The 22339-nt window shown below is 43.3% G+C and carries 21 protein-coding genes; 10 read left to right on the forward strand and 11 right to left on the reverse strand.

All coding sequences use genetic code 11. The features are described 5' to 3' along the window. Positions 1-43: 43 nt before the first annotated feature. From VF724_RS16585 to rpmH, 11 genes are all read right to left on the reverse strand, one after another. Positions 44-1192, reverse strand: coding sequence for an aminotransferase class V-fold PLP-dependent enzyme (locus tag VF724_RS16585; protein ID WP_371755355.1), 1149 nt, complete (start codon positions 1190-1192; stop codon positions 44-46). A gap of 111 nt (positions 1193-1303) precedes the next feature. Beyond that, the gene (locus tag VF724_RS16590) at positions 1304-2152 is read right to left on the reverse strand and encodes a ParB/RepB/Spo0J family partition protein (RefSeq protein ID WP_371755356.1); all 849 of its coding nucleotides are present in this window, start codon (positions 2150-2152) and stop codon (positions 1304-1306) included. After that, positions 2133-2906, reverse strand: coding sequence for a ParA family protein (locus tag VF724_RS16595; RefSeq protein WP_371755377.1), 774 nt, complete (start codon positions 2904-2906; stop codon positions 2133-2135). The genes VF724_RS16590 and VF724_RS16595 overlap by 20 nt, the downstream gene beginning before the upstream one ends. 172 nt (positions 2907-3078) lie before the next feature. Further along, positions 3079-3897, reverse strand: coding sequence for a nucleoid occlusion protein (noc, locus tag VF724_RS16600; RefSeq protein ID WP_371755357.1), 819 nt, complete (start codon positions 3895-3897; stop codon positions 3079-3081). 208 nt (positions 3898-4105) lie between these two features. After that, the gene (gene rsmG, locus VF724_RS16605; protein WP_371755358.1) at positions 4106-4837 is read right to left on the reverse strand and encodes a 16S rRNA (guanine(527)-N(7))-methyltransferase RsmG; all 732 of its coding nucleotides are present in this window, start codon (positions 4835-4837) and stop codon (positions 4106-4108) included. Positions 4838-4842: 5 nt separating this feature from the next. Next, entirely contained in the window at positions 4843-6735 is a 1893-nt protein-coding gene (gene mnmG / locus VF724_RS16610) for a tRNA uridine-5-carboxymethylaminomethyl(34) synthesis enzyme MnmG (RefSeq protein ID WP_371755359.1), read from the reverse strand. Positions 6736-6757: 22 nt separating this feature from the next. Beyond that, positions 6758-8134: a tRNA uridine-5-carboxymethylaminomethyl(34) synthesis GTPase MnmE gene (gene mnmE / locus VF724_RS16615; protein ID WP_371755360.1), complete on the reverse strand. Its 1377-nt coding sequence runs from the start codon at positions 8132-8134 to the stop codon at positions 6758-6760. 159 nt (positions 8135-8293) lie between these two features. Beyond that, positions 8294-8914, reverse strand: a complete 621-nt coding sequence (gene jag, locus VF724_RS16620; protein WP_371755361.1) for an RNA-binding cell elongation regulator Jag/EloR — start codon at positions 8912-8914, stop codon at positions 8294-8296. Further along, complete coding sequence (gene yidC / locus VF724_RS16625) at positions 8911-9654, reverse strand: membrane protein insertase YidC (protein ID WP_371755362.1); 744 nt, start codon at positions 9652-9654, stop codon at positions 8911-8913. Before yidC ends, jag begins: the two co-directional genes overlap by 4 nt. Positions 9655-9753: 99 nt before the next feature. Next, positions 9754-10101: a ribonuclease P protein component gene (gene rnpA / locus VF724_RS16630; protein WP_371755363.1), complete on the reverse strand. Its 348-nt coding sequence runs from the start codon at positions 10099-10101 to the stop codon at positions 9754-9756. A gap of 167 nt (positions 10102-10268) precedes the next feature. Next, positions 10269-10403, reverse strand: coding sequence for a 50S ribosomal protein L34 (gene rpmH, locus VF724_RS16635; protein ID WP_371755364.1), 135 nt, complete (start codon positions 10401-10403; stop codon positions 10269-10271). 639 nt (positions 10404-11042) lie between these two features. On the opposite strand from rpmH, the gene dnaA reads away from it, so the two are divergent. The 10 genes from dnaA to VF724_RS16685 all read left to right on the forward strand — a co-directional run bounded on the left by dnaA (position 11043) and on the right by VF724_RS16685 (position 22078). Beyond that, entirely contained in the window at positions 11043-12401 is a 1359-nt protein-coding gene (dnaA, locus tag VF724_RS16640; RefSeq protein WP_371755365.1) for a chromosomal replication initiator protein DnaA, read from the forward strand. A gap of 216 nt (positions 12402-12617) precedes the next feature. After that, positions 12618-13760, forward strand: a complete 1143-nt coding sequence (gene dnaN, locus VF724_RS16645) for a DNA polymerase III subunit beta (protein ID WP_371755366.1) — start codon at positions 12618-12620, stop codon at positions 13758-13760. 26 nt (positions 13761-13786) lie between these two features. Further along, the gene (gene yaaA / locus VF724_RS16650) at positions 13787-14002 is read left to right on the forward strand and encodes a S4 domain-containing protein YaaA (protein ID WP_371755367.1); all 216 of its coding nucleotides are present in this window, start codon (positions 13787-13789) and stop codon (positions 14000-14002) included. A 22-nt stretch (positions 14003-14024) separates the two neighbouring features. Further along, the gene (gene recF / locus VF724_RS16655; protein WP_371755368.1) at positions 14025-15161 is read left to right on the forward strand and encodes a DNA replication/repair protein RecF; all 1137 of its coding nucleotides are present in this window, start codon (positions 14025-14027) and stop codon (positions 15159-15161) included. A gap of 7 nt (positions 15162-15168) precedes the next feature. Then, positions 15169-15447, forward strand: a complete 279-nt coding sequence (remB, locus tag VF724_RS16660; RefSeq protein WP_371755369.1) for an extracellular matrix regulator RemB — start codon at positions 15169-15171, stop codon at positions 15445-15447. A 68-nt stretch (positions 15448-15515) separates the two neighbouring features. Then, the gene (gyrB, locus tag VF724_RS16665) at positions 15516-17426 is read left to right on the forward strand and encodes a DNA topoisomerase (ATP-hydrolyzing) subunit B (RefSeq protein ID WP_371755370.1); all 1911 of its coding nucleotides are present in this window, start codon (positions 15516-15518) and stop codon (positions 17424-17426) included. Positions 17427-17661: 235 nt separating this feature from the next. Continuing rightward, positions 17662-17796: a paeninodin family lasso peptide gene (locus VF724_RS16670; protein ID WP_371755371.1), complete on the forward strand. Its 135-nt coding sequence runs from the start codon at positions 17662-17664 to the stop codon at positions 17794-17796. Between the two features lie 35 nt (positions 17797-17831). Beyond that, on the forward strand, positions 17832-18029 hold the full coding sequence (locus VF724_RS16675) for a hypothetical protein (protein ID WP_371755372.1): 198 nt from the start codon (positions 17832-17834) through the stop codon (positions 18027-18029). Positions 18030-18445: 416 nt separating this feature from the next. Beyond that, positions 18446-20920: a DNA gyrase subunit A gene (gene gyrA, locus VF724_RS16680; RefSeq protein ID WP_371755373.1), complete on the forward strand. Its 2475-nt coding sequence runs from the start codon at positions 18446-18448 to the stop codon at positions 20918-20920. 93 nt (positions 20921-21013) lie between these two features. Next, positions 21014-22078: an HD-GYP domain-containing protein gene (locus VF724_RS16685; RefSeq protein WP_371755374.1), complete on the forward strand. Its 1065-nt coding sequence runs from the start codon at positions 21014-21016 to the stop codon at positions 22076-22078. The last annotated feature ends 261 nt before the right edge of the window (positions 22079-22339 follow it).

A 22339-nucleotide genomic window follows, 5' to 3' on the forward strand; every position in this document is an offset into this window, starting at 1 on the left:
CCCCCTGCATCGCTCTGAACCTCGGTTTCTGGTCCAGCTAAGCTTAAGTCATTGCGATCTTCCTTGCCGCTTCAATAAAGTATTCAATTTCCCCTTCGGTTGTAAAATATCCAACGCTCGCTCGTACCGCGCCTTCCTTCAGCGTGCCTGCTGACTCATGAGCCAAGGGAGTGCAATGATGCCCTGCCCTAACTGCAATCTGAAATTGGCGGTCGAATCTGAACGCAGCTTCCGAGGCATCCATTTCAGCAAAATTGAAAGCGATAATTCCGGTTTTGTCTTCTCCCAAATCCGGTCCATACAGCCGGATTCCCTCAATTTGATTGAGCCCTTCCATCAACCGTTGAATCAACTGCCACTCTTTATTATGGATTTTTTCGACCGTCTCATGCAGAATAAACTTCAAACCCTCATTCAACCCTGTAATTCCCACCGTGTTTTGCGTCCCCGCCTCATAGCGGTCGGGCCGGACTGAAGGCTGGTCTATTTTTTCAGATTGGCTTCCGGTCCCCCCATGAAGCAGCGGTTCCAGTTCAAGCTCGGGATGAATGTATAATCCGCCTGTACCCTGCGGCCCAAGCAGTCCTTTGTGACCGGGAAAAGCGAGCATGTCGATACCCATCCGTTCCACATCGATCGGAACTGTCCCTGCAGTTTGAGCAGCGTCAACCAGCAATCGGATTCCGTGTTTTTTGACAATCTCGCTTATTTGTTCTATCGGGAGGATCGTCCCCAACAAATTGGAACTGTGATTGCATACCATTAAAGCGGTATTGCTTTTTATTGCTTCTTTCACATCATTTAAATGAACATTTCCCTTGGCGTCAGCTTGAAGATAGGTAATTTCAATTCCTTTCTCACGCTTCAAAAATTCCAGCGGCCTTCTGACTGAATTATGCTCCATCGATGTGCTGATAACATGATCCCCTGCTCTAACAAACCCTTTGATTGCCTGGTTTAAAGCCATTGTCGTATTGAAAGCAAATGAAATATCCACCGGATTCTTGATATTAAACAATTTGGCCAGATTACTCCTTGCTTCTAACAGCAATCTGCCGGCCTTCACTGCCATTTGATGACTTCCTCTGCCCGGATTGGCTGCATATTCATTCATACATTGACTCATCGCTTCGGTCACTTGCGCCGGTTTCGGCCACGATGAGGCCGCATTATCAAAATAATACACCTTCATCCCCCTCACCTCCATGAAACAAACAAAATAACACATACCGCAACCTTTCCTTCGAAAGATTTTCAAGGTATGCATTATTTTTGACCCGGCAGGATTTTTCATTCCGACATATTATACCTTAACCTGCAATAAATCCAACAATCTTTCTAAATCGTCTTTAGAATAAAATAATAATTCAATCTTTCCTTTATCCTTATTATGCTTTATTTTTACCGTCGTTCTAAACCTGTCCCGCAAATTATCCTCAAGCTGATTGATAAAAGGATCTCTTTTGTTTTTCTTGTTTTTTCTTTTGTCCTTCGTTTCCCGACTCAGTTTTTGAATCGCTTCTTCCAATTGTCTGACGCTCCACTCCTGAAGGATCGCCATTTCAGTTAATTCCTCAATCACTTTCGGCTCTTTAATTCCGGCGATTGCCCTCGCATGTCCCATCGAGATTGTTCCACGTGAAACATAATCCTTAACTTTATCCGGCAATTGGAGTAGACGCAAAAAATTCGCGATATGTGAACGGGATTTTCCTACCTTGATGGACAACTCTTCCTGTGTAAGCTCAAATTGATTCATCAAATTTTGATAAGCCTGGGCAATTTCGAGAGAATTCAGATCTTCCCTTTGCAAATTTTCAATTAAGGCAATTTCCATTACTTGTTGATCTGTAAATTTTCGGACAACAGCCGGAACGACCGCTAGACCGCTTAGCTGGGAAGCGCGCCATCTTCTTTCCCCAGCAATGATTTCGTAGCCTTTTAATGCAGCGCGGACGATAATCGGCTGAATCACGCCATGCTCTTTAATTGAAGACGCAAGCTCTCGGATGCTTTCTTCACTGAAATGTTTCCTTGGCTGGTATGGATTTGCCCTTAACTGCGTGATCGGTATTTCCACCACTTTGTCATCGTCATTGATACTCAAAGAAGGAATTAACGCATCAAGTCCTCTACCTAGCCGCTTGTTCATAATGTACCACTTCCTTTGCGAGTTCCATATAAACTTCTGCACCTTTTGATCTGGGATCATAAGTGACTATCGATTCTCCGTGGCTCGGAGCTTCACTTAAACGCACATTGCGAGGAATAATGGTTTGATAAACTTTTTGCTGAAAATATTTTTTTACTTCTTCGATCACCTGAATACCCAAATTCGTACGCGCGTCAAACATGGTGAGAAGAACACCTTCAATCGTAAGCGCCGTATTCAAATGCTTTTGCACCAGTCTAACCGTGTTTAACAGCTGACTTAGGCCCTCCAACGCATAATACTCGCATTGAATCGGGATAATCACGGAATCCGCAGCCGTTAACGAATTAACCGTAAGAATCCCGAGTGATGGCGGACAATCAATAAGTATAAAATCGAACATGTGCTTCACAAGATGTAAGGATTTTTTTAATCGTACTTCGCGGGAAATCGTAGGAACCAGTTCAATTTCAGCGCCCGCCAATTGGATTGTCGCCGGCAGCAGCCGTAAATTAGGCAATTTGGTATCAACAATCGCATCCTTGGGATGTATGTCATTTATAATGACATCATAAGCGCAGTACTGCACATCCGCTTTGTTTATGCCGATTCCGCTGGTCGTATTCCCTTGCGGGTCAATGTCAACCAGCAGAACCTTTTTTCCCAACGAAGCCAATGAAGCGCCCAAATTAACAGCTGTCGTGGTTTTACCCACGCCGCCTTTTTGATTAGTTATTGCAATAATTCTCGACAAAACTGATTCACCCCGATTAAATAACATGGATTATAAATGCAAGTTCAAAAGAAAATAAAAGCACCTTCCGGTGTCCAAATTATAAGCAGGTTCATCTGATTTTATTAAAATGAGGAGCTGGGCAGCAAGACAAACCCGTGATACATGGATCCATATGCGATTTGCACGGATATCACGGTCTTTTCGGAATCCTGATGATAAACTCGAAATACTCTTCCGATTGTTTCTCATCCGTTTGCACCGGAAGGCCGGTGCTGGAGATCATCTCCACGGATTGACGGATCGTATTTAACGCCAAGCGAACATCCTTTGTAAAAGAGATCCGCTTATTTTTTTTATTCTTGTTGGATTCTTTATAGTAATTTACACGGAGCTCGGTTTGCTTCACATTAAGGTCTTTTGAGAGAATTTCATTCAGCAATTTCAGTTGAAGTTCTTCACCGTCGAGAGACAGTAACGCCCTGGCGTGCCTCTCAGTAATTTTCCGTTCAAGCATGGCCGCTTTGACAGGCTCACTAAGCTGTAAAAGTCGTATCTTATTAGCAATTGTTGATTGGCTTTTTCCCAACCTCTGCGCCAAACTTTCCTGTGTCAAATCGTGCAGTTCCATTAATTGCTGATAAGCAGCCGCTTCTTCAATAGCTGTGAGTCCTTCCCGCTGCAAATTTTCAATCAACGCTACCGATGCCGCCTGAGAATCATTGATATCCCGAATGATGGCCGGAATAGTTTCCATCTGCAGTTTGGTAACTGCCCTCCAACGGCGCTCCCCGGCGATAATTTCATATTTGCCGTTACGCAGTCTGACAACAATCGGTTGGATGATCCCATGCGTCTTAATCGTCTGGCACAATTCGTCGATTCTCTCATCGTCGAACAAAAGCCTTGGTTGATACGGACTCGGTACCAGTGCATTGACGGGGATATGCTTAATTTCGTCGACTCCATTCTTTTCAGACAATCCGAACAATCTAGTAAACTGTTCCTTCATTAAGTTCAAACCACCCAACTGTTTTTAACATAAAATAAGTAAATAAGCACGCAGACAACACGATTGCTCGTGTCGTTACAGCTGGTATAAGCGATCGTTTCAATTTTAAAATAAATTCTCCACTAACAGTGCAATATCCTGCTGAAAGGGTTTATTTTTTTTGTGAACCTTTCAAATGTTCCACGTGAAACATTAAACTGAAAAATCGTTAAGCACGCAGCGGATTTTTTGAAGGGATTCCGGCCTTTCGAGGGTACTTTTTAGGGGTCGCCTTTAGCTTTTCATAAATAACCAAATGTCGTTTTGACTGGTCTCCGGGCAACTCAACAAAAGAAACTTTAAACAAACGGGAATTCAGCTGGCAAGCACTGAATTCAGCTTCGTTTATTTCCTCTGCGGGATCCGCTCCCTTCATCGAAGCGAAGAAGCCTCCAACCTTTGCAAACGGGAGGCACAACTCATTAAGTATATTTAATCTGGCAACAGCTCTGGCGGTAACCAAATCAAAAGAATCGCGGTATTGGGGAAGCAGCCCGATATCCTCCGCGCGGCCGTGAACACAATTTACATCGGAAAGCTTTAAAGCTTGAACCAAATGTTCAAGAAATTGTATCCGTTTGTTCAAGGAATCAACGATTACCAGCTTTATATGCGGGTACAGAATTTTCAAGGGTATGCCCGGAAACCCGGCTCCCGAGCCGATATCGGCAAGGGAGGAAATTTTTCCGAAAGGAATGAAAAATGCAAGCGACGAAGAATCGTAAAAATGTTTGATATAAACTTCTTCCCTTTTCGTAATGCCCGTTAAGTTCATGTTGGCATTCCAAACAACAAGCTCTCGGTAATAGGTTTCAAACTGGTTTAATTGATTCTCGGTTATATGAATGTCTCGCTTCTGAAGCAGCTCAACAAACCGGCTTTGCAGTCCATCTGTCTCCATCATAGTCATCCTCGCGCCGCAACAACTTTATTATAATGCTCGATATAAACCAACAAAATCGAAATATCCGCTGGTGTTACGCCCGAAATGCGGGAAGCCTGCCCGATCGATATCGGCCGAATTTTGGACAGTTTCTGCTTGGCTTCGATTGAAATGCCGTGAATTCTTTCGTAATCAATATCATCGGGGACCTTCTTCTGCTCCATTTTACGGAGCCTTTCCACCTGGGCAAGCTGCTTGTCTATATACCCCGAATATTTGATTTGGATTTCCACTTGAGCTTTCATTTCCTCATTCAAATCCAAAGGGGATGGGGAAATGCCGGATATATCGGCATACGAAATTTCCGGACGCCGCAAAAGAACTTCAGCGGGTACGCTGTTGTCTAACGGAGTTGAACCGCGTTCAACCAATAAAGCTTGTATTTGGTTATCCGGCTTGATTTTTAATGTTTTGAGACGTTGGATTTCCTGATCCACCATCTCTTTCTTATGGAAGAAATTGCGATATCTTTCCTCCGTAATCAAACCAATCTCATAACCGATCGGAGTTAATCGCAGATCAGCATTGTCATGTCTAAGCAAGAGGCGGTATTCCGCTCTCGATGTCAGCAGCCGATACGGTTCGTTCGTCCCTTTCGTGACAAGGTCATCGATTAATACCCCGATATACGCCTCAGATCGATCAAGAATAACCGGATCCTTGCCTTGAACTTTTCTGGCGGCATTTATACCGGCCATAATCCCCTGCCCCGCGGCTTCCTCATAACCGGATGTCCCATTGATCTGTCCTGCAGTGAATAAATTCCCGATCAACTTGGTTTCCAAAGACGGCCATAATTGTGTCGGAACAACTGCGTCATACTCAATAGCATAGCCTGTCCTCATCATTTGTACATTTTCCAGGCCAGGAATGGAGCGCAGAATGTTTAATTGGACATCCTCGGGCATGCTGGTCGATAAGCCTTGAACATAATATTCTGAGGTCGACCGGCCTTCCGGTTCAAGGAATAATTGATGCTTCGGTTTATCCGCAAAACGCACGATTTTATCCTCGATAGAAGGGCAATATCTCGGTCCAGTGCCTTCGATCGCTCCCGTAAACATTGGTGCTCTGTGCAAATTCGAATTAATGATGTCATGTGTTTCCCCAGAGGTGTAGGTCAACCAGCAAGGCAATTGTACTTCTTTCAATGCATCAGTAGTTTCGTAAGAAAAAAATTGCGGCAGATCATCGCCGGGCTGAATTTCCATTTTGCTGAAATCAATGGTCTCTTTATCAACTCTCGGGGGCGTTCCGGTTTTGAAACGAACCAATTCCAGGCCCAGTTGCTTTAAATTGTTCGACAAATTCACCGAGGGCTGTTGATTGTTCGGTCCGCTTTCGTACATTAATTCACCGATGATAATTTTGCCGCGAAGATAAGTTCCGGTTGTCAAAACGGTTGTTTTGCCGCGGTATTCCGCACCGGTTTTCGTTATCACCCCGCGGCATATTCCATCCTCCACAATCAATTGTTCAACCATGCCTTGACGAAGCGTCAAATTTTGTTGCTTCTCTATTGTTTCTTTCATTGTTTTTTGATACAGAAACTTGTCGGCCTGTGCTCTCAACGCATGGACCGCCGGACCTTTGCCCGTATTCAGCATCCTCATTTGAATATAGGTTTTATCGATGTTTCTGCCCATTTCCCCGCCTAAAGCATCGATTTCCCGGACGACATGACCTTTAGCCGGACCTCCGATGGATGGGTTGCAGGGCATAAACGCAACCATGTCAAGGTTGATGGTAAGCAAAAGCGTTCTGCAGCCCATCCTTGCCGATGCCAGGGCCGCCTCGCTTCCTGCATGTCCTGCGCCAATGACGATTACATCGTAATCACCAGCCGCAAATCCCATAAAGATCCCTCATTTCTGTGAATTATTTTCCGAGGCAAAACTGGGAAAAAATTTGATCAATCAGAGAATCTGCTACCGCATCGCCGATGATTTCTCCAAGATGTTCCCATGCGCTGCGGATATCGATTTGAATCATATCGATTGGCATGCGCTGCTGAATTCCGTTCAAGGCATCCTTCAAAGAATTATTCGCCAAATTCAACAGATGGATATGTCTTGAATTACTCACATAAGTATAGTCATCAGATTCCAATTGACCGCTGAAAAAAATGTCGGAAATTGTCTTTTCTAGCTGTTCCATACCCTCATGCTCTGTGATCGACATCATGACGATCCGATTAGAGGGAAACTTGCTCTGCAGCACATCCATATCCATCTTCCTGGGAAGATCAATTTTATTAATAATAACCACATACTGCTTCTGAACAATCTGGTCGATCAGCATCAGATCATCCTCTTGCAGCGGTTGATTGTAATTCAGCACGAACAGGATTAAATCCGCTTCAGCCAGCGCACCCTTTGATTTTTCCACACCGATTTGTTCCACGATATCAGCGGTTTCCCGTATGCCGGCAGTATCCAGTAAACGAAGCGGTATCCCGCCGACTGACACATATTCCTCGATGACATCCCGGGTCGTTCCGGGAATATCAGTAACTATCGCGCGATTTTCCTGAGCCAATTCATTCAACAAGGAGGATTTGCCCACATTCGGACTTCCCACAATTGCGGTCGTTATTCCTTCTCTCATAATTTTTCCTTGTTGTGCAGTTTTCAGCAGAGATTCGATCTCTTGAACGGCTGCCTCGCACTTGTCTCGAATCAGCTTATTCGTCAATTCCTCCACATCATGTTCCGGGTAATCTATATTAACTTCAATATGAGCCATCAATTCCAATAAATCTTGCCTGAGTTTCTTTATCTTAACGGACAAGGAGCCCTCTACCTGTTTCAGCGCCAGAGAATAGCTGCGGTCTGACTTGGAACGGATCAAATCCATGACTGCCTCGGCCTGCGACAAATCAATTCGACCGTTCAGGAATGCCCTTTTCGTAAATTCCCCCGGCTCTGCAAGCCGCGCTCCTTGCGCAAGCAGCAAATCAAGCAATTTTTTAACTGCAATGATCCCTCCGTGACAGCTGAACTCAACGACATCCTCCCTTGTAAAAGAACGCGGAGCCCGCATGACCGTTACCAAAACTTCTTCAATTTTTTCGCCGGTTGAAGGATTTCGGACAAAACCGTAATGAACCGTATGGGATGCGGCTTCAGACAGTTTCGGTTTTGAAGAAAAGACCCGTTCAGCCAACTGCACGGCTTCAGGTCCGCTGACGCGAATAACCGCAATTCCCCCCTCCCCCATCGGAGTGGAAATGGCAGCAATCGTATCTGTCACCATTATATTTTCACCGTTTCCTAACAATGATTAAAATACCTATTCCATAGCATAGCCATAATCGAAAAAAACCTTTCGTACACATGATAAATGATTCCTATGCACAACACAAAAAAAGCAACGACTCCCATTATCCGTGAAGTGAAGTCATTGCGTCCGATTTTATCGTAAAGTGATGACCACTCTGCGGTTTGGTTCGTCCCCTTTACTATATGTTCTAACCTTCGGATGATCCTGCAAATATGTATGAATCACCTTGCGCTCCTGAGGAGACATCGGTTCCAATACGACATCCTTCTTCGATTTTACGACACGACCTGCCAAGCGATACGATAATTCCTCAAGGGTTTTTCGACGCCTTTCCCGAAAATTTTCTGCGTCCAGGATGATTCTCAAGTGTGAATCCGATTGACGGTTAGCCACGATGTTGGTCAAAAATTGTAATGCATCGAGTGTTTGTCCCCGACGTCCGATTAATATTCCTAATTCGGGACCGGATAAATTCAGAATAACATTATCCTTGCCATCCTTCACCGGATCAATTTGAACATGAATATCCATCGATTCGAATACGTCCTGCAAAAAACCAATCGTCTCTTCCAAAGGATCCGGAATCAATTCCAATTCAACCTTAGCATCCTTGGATCCCAATATTCCAAATAAACCTTTGGAAGGCTGCTCCAATACGAGAACGCGGACACGCTCCTCAGATACGTTCAATTGTACCAAACCATTTTTGACCGCTTCCTCAACCGTTTTTCCTGAAGCAGTAATTTTCTTCACTTAGAAAGGGCCCCCTTTCGAGATCCTCCATATAGAAAATAGGATTGTACAATCGTAAATAAATTGCTATATATCCAATACAACGGAAGAGCTGAAGCAAAATTCATCGCCATCACGAAAATCATCACCGGAAAAATATACATCAAGGCCTGCATCTGACCGGCGGAGGAAGGCATCTGAACCTGCATGACTTTCTGTTGTACAAACGTTGTCAATGCCGCGAGCAAAGGCAGTATATAATACGGATCGGGAGTTCCTAGCTGCATCCAAAGAAACGTATGATTTTTGATCTCGGGATTGCGCACGATAGCGTTATAAAGAGCTATTAAGATCGGCATTTGTATGATCAAAGGAAAACAGCCCGCTAATGGATTTACGCCGTTTTGCTGAAACAGCCTCATCGTTTCTTCCTGCTGCTTCTTTGTATCATCCTTATACTTGTCCTTGATTTTCTTCAATTCCGGCTGCAGCAGCTGCATCTGTTTGGAGCTTTTATATTGCTTTAAAGTCAGCGGAAGAATCAGCAATCGGATAATGATGGTTACAACCAGAATGGATAAGCCATATTGGCCCCAAAGCAAATCCTTAAACCAGTCCATCGTAAACGAAAGAGGATGTACAAAGTACTTGTCCCACGGGCCGCTGTTCGGATCAATCGGCTGGTTTACAGAACTGCTACATCCAGAAAGCAAAAGCACAAACAAGATAACAGGCAGTAATTTATATATACGACGATACAAAGCGATATTCCTCCCAATTTGAAATGCGCATATAGATTCCACTAAGGTATTTAAAACAAACTATATCATAATTTAGACTGCAAGGAAACATGAACAACGCTATCCTTCTTTATTTAATAATGAGGATTTTCTGAGAATATGCAAAATGCTTTTTTCCATTTGATCATATTCCATGCCGGCAGACGGTTTCCGAGCGATAATGATCAAATCGTAATGTTCGGGAATCTTGCCCCGATTCGCACGGACGATTTCCTTGATCAACCGTTTGATGCGGTTTCGGACGACTGCGTTCCCCACTTTCTTGCTCACTGAAACGCCAAGCCGGAATGCCTCCGTTTCCCGGCGTTTCATGACATACAGCACAAATTGGCGATTGGCCACCGATTTTCCGAAACGATAAACCTTATTAAAATCATCGCGCTTGACAAGACGGTATTTTTTCTGCACTCATATACAACTCCATCAACCTAAATGCAACCTGCCCGTGCCGCAAAATGCACGGGACGTCTATCCTTCAGCGTTAACATGATTCCGCAAAATTAAACGGCGTCCACATGTATCGAACACATCATAATGACGCAAAAAAAGACCACATAACGTGGCCTCGTAATCACTTAAGCACTTAGTACTTTTCTACCCTTTTTACGGCGAGCTGCGAGAACCTTGCGGCCGTTTTTAGTGCTCATTCTTTTTCGAAAACCGTGTACTTTCTTATGCTTTCTCGTATTCGGTTGGTAAGTCGGTTTCATTTATCGCACCCCCTTAAGAAATCACATACGTCACGTACATTTTAAGACGCCATATAATATTAAATCATCTTGGAAACCAGAAGTCAAGACGTCCATGCCATTTTCATGGCACCAACAGATGATGAAAATGGCACGTTGAAACGTCCAGAAATAAAAATAACCCAAATTCAAGGGGCTTTGGGGATAAAAAAATTATCTCCGATGATAACATATCCACTTAAAAACATTTTATACACAATATCTTGTAATGTGCACAAATATTAAACACAACGTATTGAAATTGTGGATAAATAACTGAAATCAATTGAAATACCGGTCCTCATTTGCTATCATAATATTACTTTTTAATGTGTATAACTCATATTGTCTCCTGATTTATTCACAGATGGTGTATAAGTTTGTTAACAACTCATTTTCTTCGTGAATGATTTCATTCACATGCATATGAACATGTGAATAACAAATTTCGATAACACCCGTTCTTCCTGAATCCAAGCTGACAACGGCCGCATTTTAAATCCTGCTGGAAACCTTTCCGCCAAACGTTGAATCAATATTTGACATCAGATGGCTGTCGCCACATGGCTATTTTTTTATGGCTATTTTTTTATGGCTATTTTTCTAAAGGAGGAACAACTTGTGGAAAGCCATTCCAATGAACTCTGGCAGCAAGTATTGTCGATCATTCAAACCAAATTGAGCAAACCGAGCTTCGATACTTGGCTGAAATCAACGAAAGCGCTTGTTTTCAACGATTCATCGCTCGTCATTTGCGCACCCAACAACTTTGCAAAAGAATGGCTGGAAAGCCGATATACGAAGCTGATCCACAATACCGTTTACGATTTTATGGGCAAGCAGGTCGAGGTCAGCATTGTTGTGGAAAACGAAGAAAGAGAAGATAAATTTCAATCTATCGTCACAACTCCGGCAGCCTCCGCGCAGCTAGCGCAAGAAGAGACATATACTCATATGCTCAATCCGAAATATCTGTTCGATACCTTTGTGATCGGAGCAGGAAACCGCTTTGCCCACGCGGCATCCTTGGCGGTGGCGGAAGCGCCGGCCAAAGCGTATAATCCCCTATTCTTATATGGCGGAGTAGGATTGGGAAAAACCCATTTGATGCATGCCATCGGTCATTATATTCTCGAGCATAATCCTGCTTCCAGGGTTCTTTATATCACTTCCGAAAAATTTACCAACGAGTTTATCAATGCCATCAGGGACAACAGAGGCGAAAGTTTCCGTAATAAATATAGAAATATCGATATTCTATTAATTGATGATATTCAGTTTTTGGCTGGAAAAGAACAAACCCAGGAAGAATTTTTTCATACCTTCAATGCCCTTCATGAAGAAAGAAAACAAATCATTATATCCAGCGACCGTCCTCCCAAAGAAATACCGACATTGGAAGAACGTTTAAGATCAAGATTTGAATGGGGATTGATTACGGATATTCAACCGCCCGATCTGGAAACGAGAATCGCTATATTAAGAAAAAAAGCGAAATCCGAAAACCTCGACATCCCCAATGAAGCACTGTTATACATAGCAAGCCAAATCAATACGAATATTCGAGAACTTGAGGGTGCGCTAATCCGAGTGGTCGCTTATTCCTCGCTGATTAATGAAGATATTACCACTCACCTCACAGCTGAGGCCCTGAAGGATATCATTCCTGCCAATAAACCGAAAATCATCACCATTCAAGACATTCAGCAATTGGTCGGGGAACATTTCGGTATCAAGCTTGAGGATTTTAAAGCCAGGAAAAGAACCAAATCCGTTGCCTTTCCCAGGCAAGTGGCCATGTATCTGTCGAGAGAGATGACCGACTTGTCCCTGCCGAAAATCGGCGAATCCTTCGGAGGACGCGATCATACAACGGTTATTCACGCTCACGACAAGATTTCGGAGTTGCTCCAAAATGACCAGGAGCTTTTTCATACCATCAAAATCATTAAAGAAAAAATCAAAAATGTAACAAGCTGAATGTTAATCAGACTATACAAAGCCTGTACACAAAATTATCAACAAGTGAACAGGCTTTACCTTTATTTGCTTATTTAAGTTATCCACATGTTCAAAGCCCCTACTACTATTACTACAAAAAAGATATAATAGATTATATATATTCACAGCCGATCCGGAACATAACCGCTTCTAAAAAAATATTTCCGCCACCAATCGATTTTAGGAGTGAATAAATTGAAATTAAACATTTTAAAAGATGAATTGAACGAAGCTATTCAGCATGTATCCAAAGCGATTTCTTACAAAACGACGATTCCTATATTAAGCGGCATCAAGATTGATGCGGCTTCCAACGGGATCACGCTTACCGCGAGCGATACCGACATCACGATTCAAAGCTTTATTCCACTTGAAAAACAGGATAAAACCATTATTCAAATGCATAAAACGGGCAGTGTCGTACTTCCTGCCAAATTTTTTGTGGAAATTATTAAAAAATTGCCCTCTCATTATATTGAAATCGAAGTAAGCGAAAATTATCAAACGACGATCCGATCCGGATCCGCTGAAATCCAATTGGTTGGCATGGATCCCGAGGAATATCCGATGATGCCAAGATTGGAAGAAAATCAAGTGATTTCAATCAGCGGTGTCGTATTGAAAACAATGATTAAACAGACCGGGTTCGCCGTATCCAATAATGAATCTACTCCGGTTCTGACCGGCGTTCTGTGTAATTTAAAGCAAAAAAAGTTAAAATTTGTAGCAACCGATCGCCATCGTTTGGCCACCAGTACCATCGAGGTCGATACCGATGCGGAATTGGAGCTTGATAATATTGTCATCTCAGGGAAGACTTTAAATGAATTGAGCAAAATCATTCCAGATCAAGATTCCGTTGTTCATATCGTTGCGGCGGACAGCCAGGTGCTGTTCAAAATGGAGTCCGTTTTATTTTATTCGAGAATTCTTGATGGAACTTATCCCGATACATCCAAAATCATCTCGCAAAATTACCAAACGGAGCTTGTCGTCAAAACCAAATTATTAACCGATGCGATTGACCGGGCCTATCTGCTGTCCAGAGAAGAGAAGACGAATATCGTCAAGCTGGCGGGCGAAGGAGAGCGTTCCATTGAAATTTCATCAAGTTCCAGCGAGCTCGGAAAAGTAAAAGAAGAAATCGAAGTCGTTAAATTAACCGGCGAGCCGGTTAAAATTTCGTTCAACTCCAAGTATATGCTTGATGCTTTGAAAGTCATCGACAGCGAACAGATCGTGATTGGTTTTACGGGTGTGATGAGTCCGATCATCATTAAACCGGATCAGGATGTGGACATGATTCATCTGATCCTCCCCTATCGCACGGTCAATTAATCAACGCAGGAAAGGAATTTACAGGAATGCAGACGCTGCAAATCGATTCCGAATACATTACCATTGGCCAATTTTTAAAGCTTGCCGATTGCATTTCAACAGGCGGTCAAGCTAAATTTTTTTTACAGGAAAATGAGGTTAAAGTGAACGGGAAAAATGAAAATAGAAGAGGAAGAAAGCTGTATCCCGGAGACGAGGTCGAGATTGAAGGAGTCGGGCAATTTAGGGTGATTCGATCCTGACAAGCATTGGGAGGAATTACGTTTGTTTTTGAAAAGTCTTCGTTTGAATCACTACCGCAATTATGAAAAGGTCGAATTTACAACGAATCATAATGTCAATATTCTGATCGGACCGAATGCCCAAGGAAAAACAAACTTGCTGGAAGCCATTTTTGTGATAGCCTTGTCAAAGTCGTACAGAACGAGCAAGGATAAGGAATTGATCGGCTGGAATCTCCGTGAAGCTTCGATTTCGGCGGAAATTGAAAAGAAATACGGAACTGTCGGATTGGATCTGTTGATTACGCAGCACGGAAAAAAAACAAAAATCAACGGATTGGAACAAAAAAAATTAAGTGAATTTATCGGAACGCTTAATATTGTGATGTTTTCCCCGGAGGATCTTGAAATGATCAAAGGCTCTCCAGGGGTTCGCAGGCGTTTTCTCGATATGGAAATCGGACAAGTACAGCCTTCTTATTTGCATCATCTTATGCAGTATCAAAAGGTGCTCGCGCAAAGAAACAACATGCTGAAAATGAACAACCCGATGAACGAAGCCGGAAAAATGATGCTTGACGTATGGAACGAGCAGTTGGCGAGCCATGGTGTTAAAATTATGAAAAAACGTCAACAATTTATAAATAAGCTGCAGATTAGGGCAGAAAATATTCATACCGGCATCACGAACGGAAGGGAAAAGCTTCGAATTGTTTACCAGCCCTCTTTTGAAAGTAAAGACATTGAAGATGAACCTATTTTATTTAACCATTTTATGATAAAGTTATCACAGATACGCGAACAGGAATTCAAAAGACGAATGACATTGGCAGGACCACACCGTGATGATCTTCAGTTTTATATAAACGATAAAGAAGTGATTTCTTTCGGTTCGCAAGGGCAGCAGAGAACGGCAGCTTTATCGCTCAAGCTTGCTGAAATCGAGCTGATTAAGGAAGAAGTCGGGGAATATCCGGTATTGCTGCTGGACGATGTGCTTTCAGAATTGGACCGATACCGACAAACACAGCTCATTCTTACATTTCAGGACAAGGTGCAGACATTCATCACAACAACGGGCATTGAGAGCATTGATTGGTCGCAGTTGAGACATGCCGGTGTTTTTCACGTGCACAATGGAACGGTAACGAAAGCGAATGAATCCATAAATGAGGGGTGACGATTGCATGTTTATACATTTGGGCGGTGAAAAAATCATTCGTACCTCGGAGCTTATTGCGATTTTCGATATATCCATTGATAAAAATTCAAAGCTGATCAAACCGCTTTCCGAACAGCCCAGCAAAAATGAACGCATTGAAGTCATCGGAGATGAAGAACCGAAATCGATTGTTCTGACGCAAAATAAGACTTTTTACTCCCCTATATCATCGGCAACATTGAAAAAAAGAGCGAATCAACTCATCGACACGCTTAATGAACAGGTTTCGACTTCTACGAAGTAAACGACTCGAAGAATCTACGCTGAATGAATCAATCAGCGGAAGCGAATTTTCAAGGTAGGTGAAAGTATATGTCGTTGAATCAGCATGCTTACGATGAAACACAGATTCAGGTTTTGGAAGGTCTGGAGGCGGTAAGAAAGCGTCCGGGCATGTATATCGGTTCCACCAGCAGCAGAGGACTGCACCATCTTGTATGGGAAGTGGTCGACAATAGTATCGATGAAGCGCTGGCGGGATTTTGTACCAAAATTGAAGTTATTGTCCATAAAGATAACACGATCACGGTCATCGATAACGGGCGGGGAATTCCGGTAGGCGAGCATCCAAAAATGAAAAAATCGACCGTAGAAGTGGTCATGACCGTACTTCATGCCGGAGGAAAATTCGGCGGTGAAGGATATAAGGTATCCGGAGGGCTGCACGGCGTCGGTGTTTCCGTTGTCAACGCATTGTCCGAATTATTGATCGTCCAGGTCAAAAGGGAGGGCAAGGTATATCAACAGGAATACCGCCGCGGCGTCCCGCAGTATGATCTCAAGGAAGTCGGGAAAACGAATGAAACGGGAACTTCCATTACGTTCAAACCGGATGAGGAGATCTTTACGGAAACAACGGTATATGACTTTGATGTACTCCAATCGAGAATCAGGGAATTGGCGTTTTTAAACGGCGGAATCGAGATTGTGCTGCTGGATGAACGCACGGATGTTTCGAATACATTCAAATATGACGGAGGAATAATCTCCTTCGTCAAATATTTGAATCGCAACCGTGAGCCGTTGAATGAAGAACCAATCTATATCGAAGGCAAAAAAGAAAATATTCATGCGGAAATCGCGCTGCAATACAACGAAGGCTACAATGAAAACCTTTATTCATATGCAAACAACATTCATACGCATGAGGGCGGTACACACGAGTCCGGTTTTAAAAGCGCATTAACCCGGATCATTAACGAATATGCAAGAAAAATGAATCTGATCAAGGACAACGATTCCAATTTATCCGGGGATGATGTCAGGGAAGGCCTGACAGCGATTATTTCAGTTAAGATCCCAGAGCCTCAATTCGAAGGACAAACCAAGACGAAATTGGGCAATAGTGAAGTCAGAGGGATTGTCGAATCGATGTTTGCCGATAAATTTACCGAGTTTCTCGGTGAAAATCCGGCAATTGCCAGGAAAATCATGGAGAAAGCGCTGCAAGCAGCAAGAGCAAGGGAAGCAGCACGCAAAGCAAGGGAACTGACCAGAAGAAAAAACGCGCTGGAGGTCAGCTCGCTTCCCGGGAAATTGGCCGATTGTTCTTCAAAGGATGCTTCCATCAGCGAATTATACATTGTTGAAGGGGATTCAGCCGGCGGTTCGGCCAAACAAGGTCGGGACCGTCATTATCAGGCTATTCTTCCGCTGCGCGGTAAAATCCTGAATGTGGAGAAAGCCAGATTGGACCGTATTTTATCCAATTCCGAGATCCGTGCGATTATCACGGCTTTGGGAACAGGAATCGGTGATGAATTTGATATCGCAAAGGCGCGTTATCACAAGATCATTATTATGACCGATGCCGACGTCGACGGCGCCCATATCCGAACCCTGCTGTTGACATTCTTTTACAGGTATATGCGCAAAATTATCGAATCCGGATATATTTATATCGCCCAGCCTCCGCTCTATAAAATCGAACGTAATAAGGTCATACGCTATGCATATAACGAAAAGGAGCGCGATGCCGTGCTTCAGGAATTCGGTGAAGGCACGAAGCCGAATGTCCAGCGGTATAAAGGTTTGGGTGAAATGAATCCGGAGCAGTTGTGGGAAACCACGATGGATCCGGAAAGCCGTACATTGCTCCAAGTAAGCATACAGGATGCAATGGACGCCGACATGATCTTTGATATTCTGATGGGGGATAACGTTGAGCCCCGTCGGGAATTCATTCAAGAGCATGCCAAATATGTCACGAATCTTGATATCTGAATCCCAAAATGGCAGAGTTTTAAATATAAGCCTGTTGAGACATCTCAGCAGGCTTTTTCACATAAAAATTGACAATCGATGAAAAGAGATGATATCATGAAAGTAATAGTTCTTAATATAGAACAAAATTCTCATTTTCTATTATATTAATAAAATTTGTTCTTTATTAAGAATTTTATCATATAGTTTTGTTTTAACAGGAGTTTGGCTGGGTTTGCCGAAAGGTGGTGATCAGATGAAAAAAGAATGGCAAACGCCGTTGTTGGAAGTATTGGAAATCAACATGACAATGAAATACATAACTTACCCTCATCACGATAAGAGGGATGACGAACACAACAATTGCAATCAAGGGGGGTTTGACAGCTGAAGGGAAATTACTTTAATCCATTGAGAGTTGTGAAAATGTTTGAAATCGTTGCAACCCCGCGTCAACAAAACGGAACGGTTGAATTCATTCCCTATGACCCGTTCAATCCTTACAGTACGGTGGAGGGCCCCCATCGTTGCGAATTCTCCAAGCTTGATGAAATCCGGTTAAATCAGCAACTGGTGTGGGAGATTGATAAGCTTTGTATGCATGAAAAATATCAGCGCCAATGATACTTTTATCATTTTTAGCATATTCTTAAAGACCACGCAATGAAATATAAACCTAAATATTATTTGGCTCTGATTGAAAAAAAATTTTATCGTATGCTTCGAATTTCCTTTGGTTTTGAACTCGAACAAAAAGGGGAGGAACTCATCGGTCAGAGTACCGTTTTGATTCCAGTCGCCATAAACATAGAAAAATTGCTGCAGGATAATGAACCTTTGGAAAATTGCTGTATGGTCAAAAAAACTAAATATCTTTCACCATACATTCAAGGATTATCCCAAGTCTTCAACGAGAGGGATAATCCTTTGTGTTATTCATATTTGTACAAAAGTCTATAAAGTAATATAATTTAAACAGGTATGCCAGTCGGATTTGCAGGAAGTTTTTGCATAAACGGCCAAAAATGAGGAGGTATAGCATGGCCGAAGAAATACGTTCTTCCTTAAAAGACAGAGATATCGGCGCAGAAATGCGAAGCTCTTTTCTCGATTATGCCATGAGTGTCATTGTCAGCAGAGCTTTGCCGGATGTTCGTGACGGGCTTAAACCTGTTCACCGGAGAATTCTTTACGCAATGTCTGAATTGGGAATGTCTCCGGACAAGCCGTTCAAAAAATCCGCCAGAATCGTCGGTGAAGTTATCGGTAAGTATCATCCACACGGAGATTCGGCTGTATATGACACCATGGTTCGAATGGCGCAGGATTTCAATCTCAGGTACCCGCTGATTGACGGACATGGCAATTTCGGTTCCATTGATGGAGATGCAGCCGCAGCAATGCGTTACACTGAGGCGCGATTGTCGAAGATCGCCATGGAGCTGCTTCGCGACATTAATAAAGAAACCGTCGATTTCGTGCCCAATTATGATGGCGAGGAGCAGGAGCCTTCCGTGCTTCCGGCTCGCTTTCCCAATTTGTTGGTCAATGGGGTGTCGGGGATTGCCGTTGGAATGGCGACGAATATCCCGCCGCATAATTTGTCCGAGGTCATTGAAGGTGTGTTGGCGCTTATTCGGAACCCGGAACTCACAGCGCTTGAATTGATGCAGTACATCAAGGGTCCCGATTTCCCGACCGGCGCATATATCATGGGGGCTCACGGGATTAAGCAGGCATATTCAACCGGGCGAGGCTCAATCACAATGAGGGCCAAAACCTTGATTGAAGAATCAGGCAGCAAAGCGAAAATCATTGTTTACGAGCTGCCCTATCAAGTCAACAAGGCCAAGCTGGTGGAAAAAATCGCCGAGTTGGTGCGGGATAAAATTATTGACGGGATTACCGACTTGCGGGATGAATCGGATCGGACCGGAATGCGGATTGTCATCGAGCTCCGTCGGGATGTCAACCCCAATGTCGTTTTGAATAATCTGTTCAAGCACACTCCGATGCAGTCCAATTTCGGAATGAATATGCTGGCTTTGGTTGATAATGAACCGAGAATTCTGAACCTGAAGGAAACTCTGCATTATTATGTGAAGCATCAGATCGAAATTATCCGCCGCCGCACGGAATATGACCTCAAAAAAGCGGAAGCCCGCGCGCATATTCTGGAGGGACTGCGGATCGCATTGGATCATCTGGATGAAGTCATTCAGTTGATTCGCTCATCCAGAACGACTGAAGAAGCAAGAGAAAGCTTGATGAGCAGATTCGGGCTCAGCGTGGAGCAAGCTCAAGCGATTCTGGACATGCGTTTGCAGCGTTTAACCGGTTTGGAGCGCGAGAAAATTGAGAGCGAATATGCGGAATTGATGAAAAAAATTGCGGAATATCGGGCTATACTTGCCGATGAGCAGCTCGTTTTGAACATCATTAGTGAGGAATTGACCGAAATCAAAAACAAATACGGGGATGAACGCCGCTCCGAGATCACCTTTGGAGAGGATAACATTCTGGATGAAGATCTGATTCCTCAAGAAGATGTCGTTATTACCATCACCCATACCGGTTACGTCAAGCGATTGCCGGTTACAACATACCGTAGCCAGAAACGGGGCGGTCGCGGCGTTGTGGGAATGGAAACCAAAGAGAATGATTTTGTCGAGCATCTGTTCATCACCAATTCGCATCACTATTTGATGTTCTTTACGAATAAAGGAAAAGTGTACAGATTGAAGGCTTATGAGATTCCGGATTTAAGCCGGACCGCCAGGGGCACTCCGATTATCAACCTGATTCAAATTGAACAGGGTGAAAAAATCAATGCGGTCATTCCGGTTAAGGATTTTGAATCCAGCCATTTCTTGTTCTTCTCCACAAAACAAGGAATTGTCAAAAAAACTCCGCTGGATGACTACAGCAACATTCGCAAGGGCGGTCTAATCGCCATCACGCTCCGGGAAGACGATGAATTGATCGGCGTCAAATTGACCGACGGAAACCGGGATATCATCATGGGCACAAGCCAGGGAATGTCAATACGTTTTCCTGAGCAGGAAGTCCGGTCAATGGGCCGGGGCGCTACGGGTGTGATCGGTATCCGAATTTCCGAAGATGATACAGTTATCGACATGGATGTGGTTGAAGAGGACAATGATGTGCTGATTGTTACTTCCAAGGGTTACGGCAAGCGGACTCCGGTTTCGGAATACCGCACGCAATCGCGCGGAGGCAAAGGAATCAAGACACTGAACGTAACTTCCAAAAACGGACCTGTGGTTGGATTGAAAATGGTGAATGATGAAGAAGATCTCATGATTATTACCGCATCCGGCACACTCATCCGCACCAGCATCACGGGGATATCCACAATGGGAAGATATACGCAAGGCGTCAAATTGATCAATATCCGGGAAGACGATAGCGTCTCGACGGTAGCGCGAGTAGAAAAGAATGAGGATAATGAAAAAATCGAAGATGAGAACCAGTCGGAAAACAAGCAAGATTAATAAATTTTTACGACTGGTTGAAAAGATTGGGTTTATCCCCAATCTTTTTTGTTTTACAATATAGCAAATGGAAGAAATCAAGGTGGGGAAACGATGGCAACTGTTCAGGTATCCAAATTAAAGCTGGGGGATAGAATCATTTCGGATGTTTTCACCCAAAAGGGCAATGTCTTGTTTCAAAAGGGAAAAACGATTACTCCCAGGGAAATTGAAATATTGAAAGCATTCTTTATTCAATCCGTTTCCATCGAATCCAAACAACTGCAGGAAGAATCGCAGGTCCCGGAGAATACCGAAAAACATGAGGTAAAGCCGGAAACGGCCGGATTTGAAAAAGAGTATGAATCCATGCTGCAGCTCTTGAAGAAGTCGTTCAACATGGCTAACGGCGGAAGCTTACCTATTCTGGAAATCCGTTCGAAAATGCAATCGCTGTTAAATCATATTAATGAATATAATATTTTGATTTTCACACCTCCGAAATTTGTTATTACGGATTACATTTACCATAACAGCATTATGGTCGCTCTCACTTCATATAACCTGAGCAGATGGCATGGGATTTCCCAGAAGGACTGGATACAGGCTGCATTGGCCGGGCTGCTGCACGACATAGGGAACATCAAGATCGATCCGAATATTCTTAATAAGCCGTCCAAACTGACTCCGCAGGAATTTGAAGAAATTAAAAAACACACGATATTAGGGTACAACGTCTTAAAAAATGTGGCTGGTATTAATGAGGGCGTTAAGCTGGCGGCATTGCAGCATCATGAAAAAGAAGACGGATCCGGTTATCCGCTTGGAGTCAAAGGGGACAAGGTTCATTTTTATGCCAAGATTGTGGCGATTGCCGATGTATTTCATGCGATGACCAATCGCAGATTTTATAAGCAGGCCTCCTCTCCTTATTTGGTCCTTGAACAAATTTTTAACGAATCGTTCGGTAAATTGGATCCATCCTTGGTGCAGACGTTCATCAATAAAATAACCCAGTTTCATTCGGGAACATTGGTGAGGCTGAGCAATAATTTGATCGGCAAAATTGTTTTTACCGACCGGGCGCATCCTACGCGGCCTTGGGTCGACGTCAACGGTAAAATCATCAATCTGGCCACGGATAGAAATCTGTATATTGAACAAATTGTTCAGCAGTGAATTTAATAAATTGAATTTACAAAATCTATCCTGAATACTCGCTTCCGCAAAAAAATGATTCGTTGTGATTCTTCAAGGTTCTTCAAAGTATGTTTCAGCAACTGTCTATGCCATGAAAAATGGCATGGACATCTACTCCCAAGTTTCGATTATAAAAGTCGGCTGTCAAACGTCTGAGAAAATGTCACCTTAACTCGTCCGAGAAAATGTCACTTTTGTAGTGTTCCGAGCCACCGTTAGGTGGCTTGGACTGTCTTTGAA

Origin of the sequence: Ferviditalea candida (genome assembly GCF_035282765.1) — a bacterium.
Lineage (GTDB): Bacteria > Bacillota > Bacilli > Paenibacillales > KCTC-25726 > Ferviditalea > Ferviditalea candida.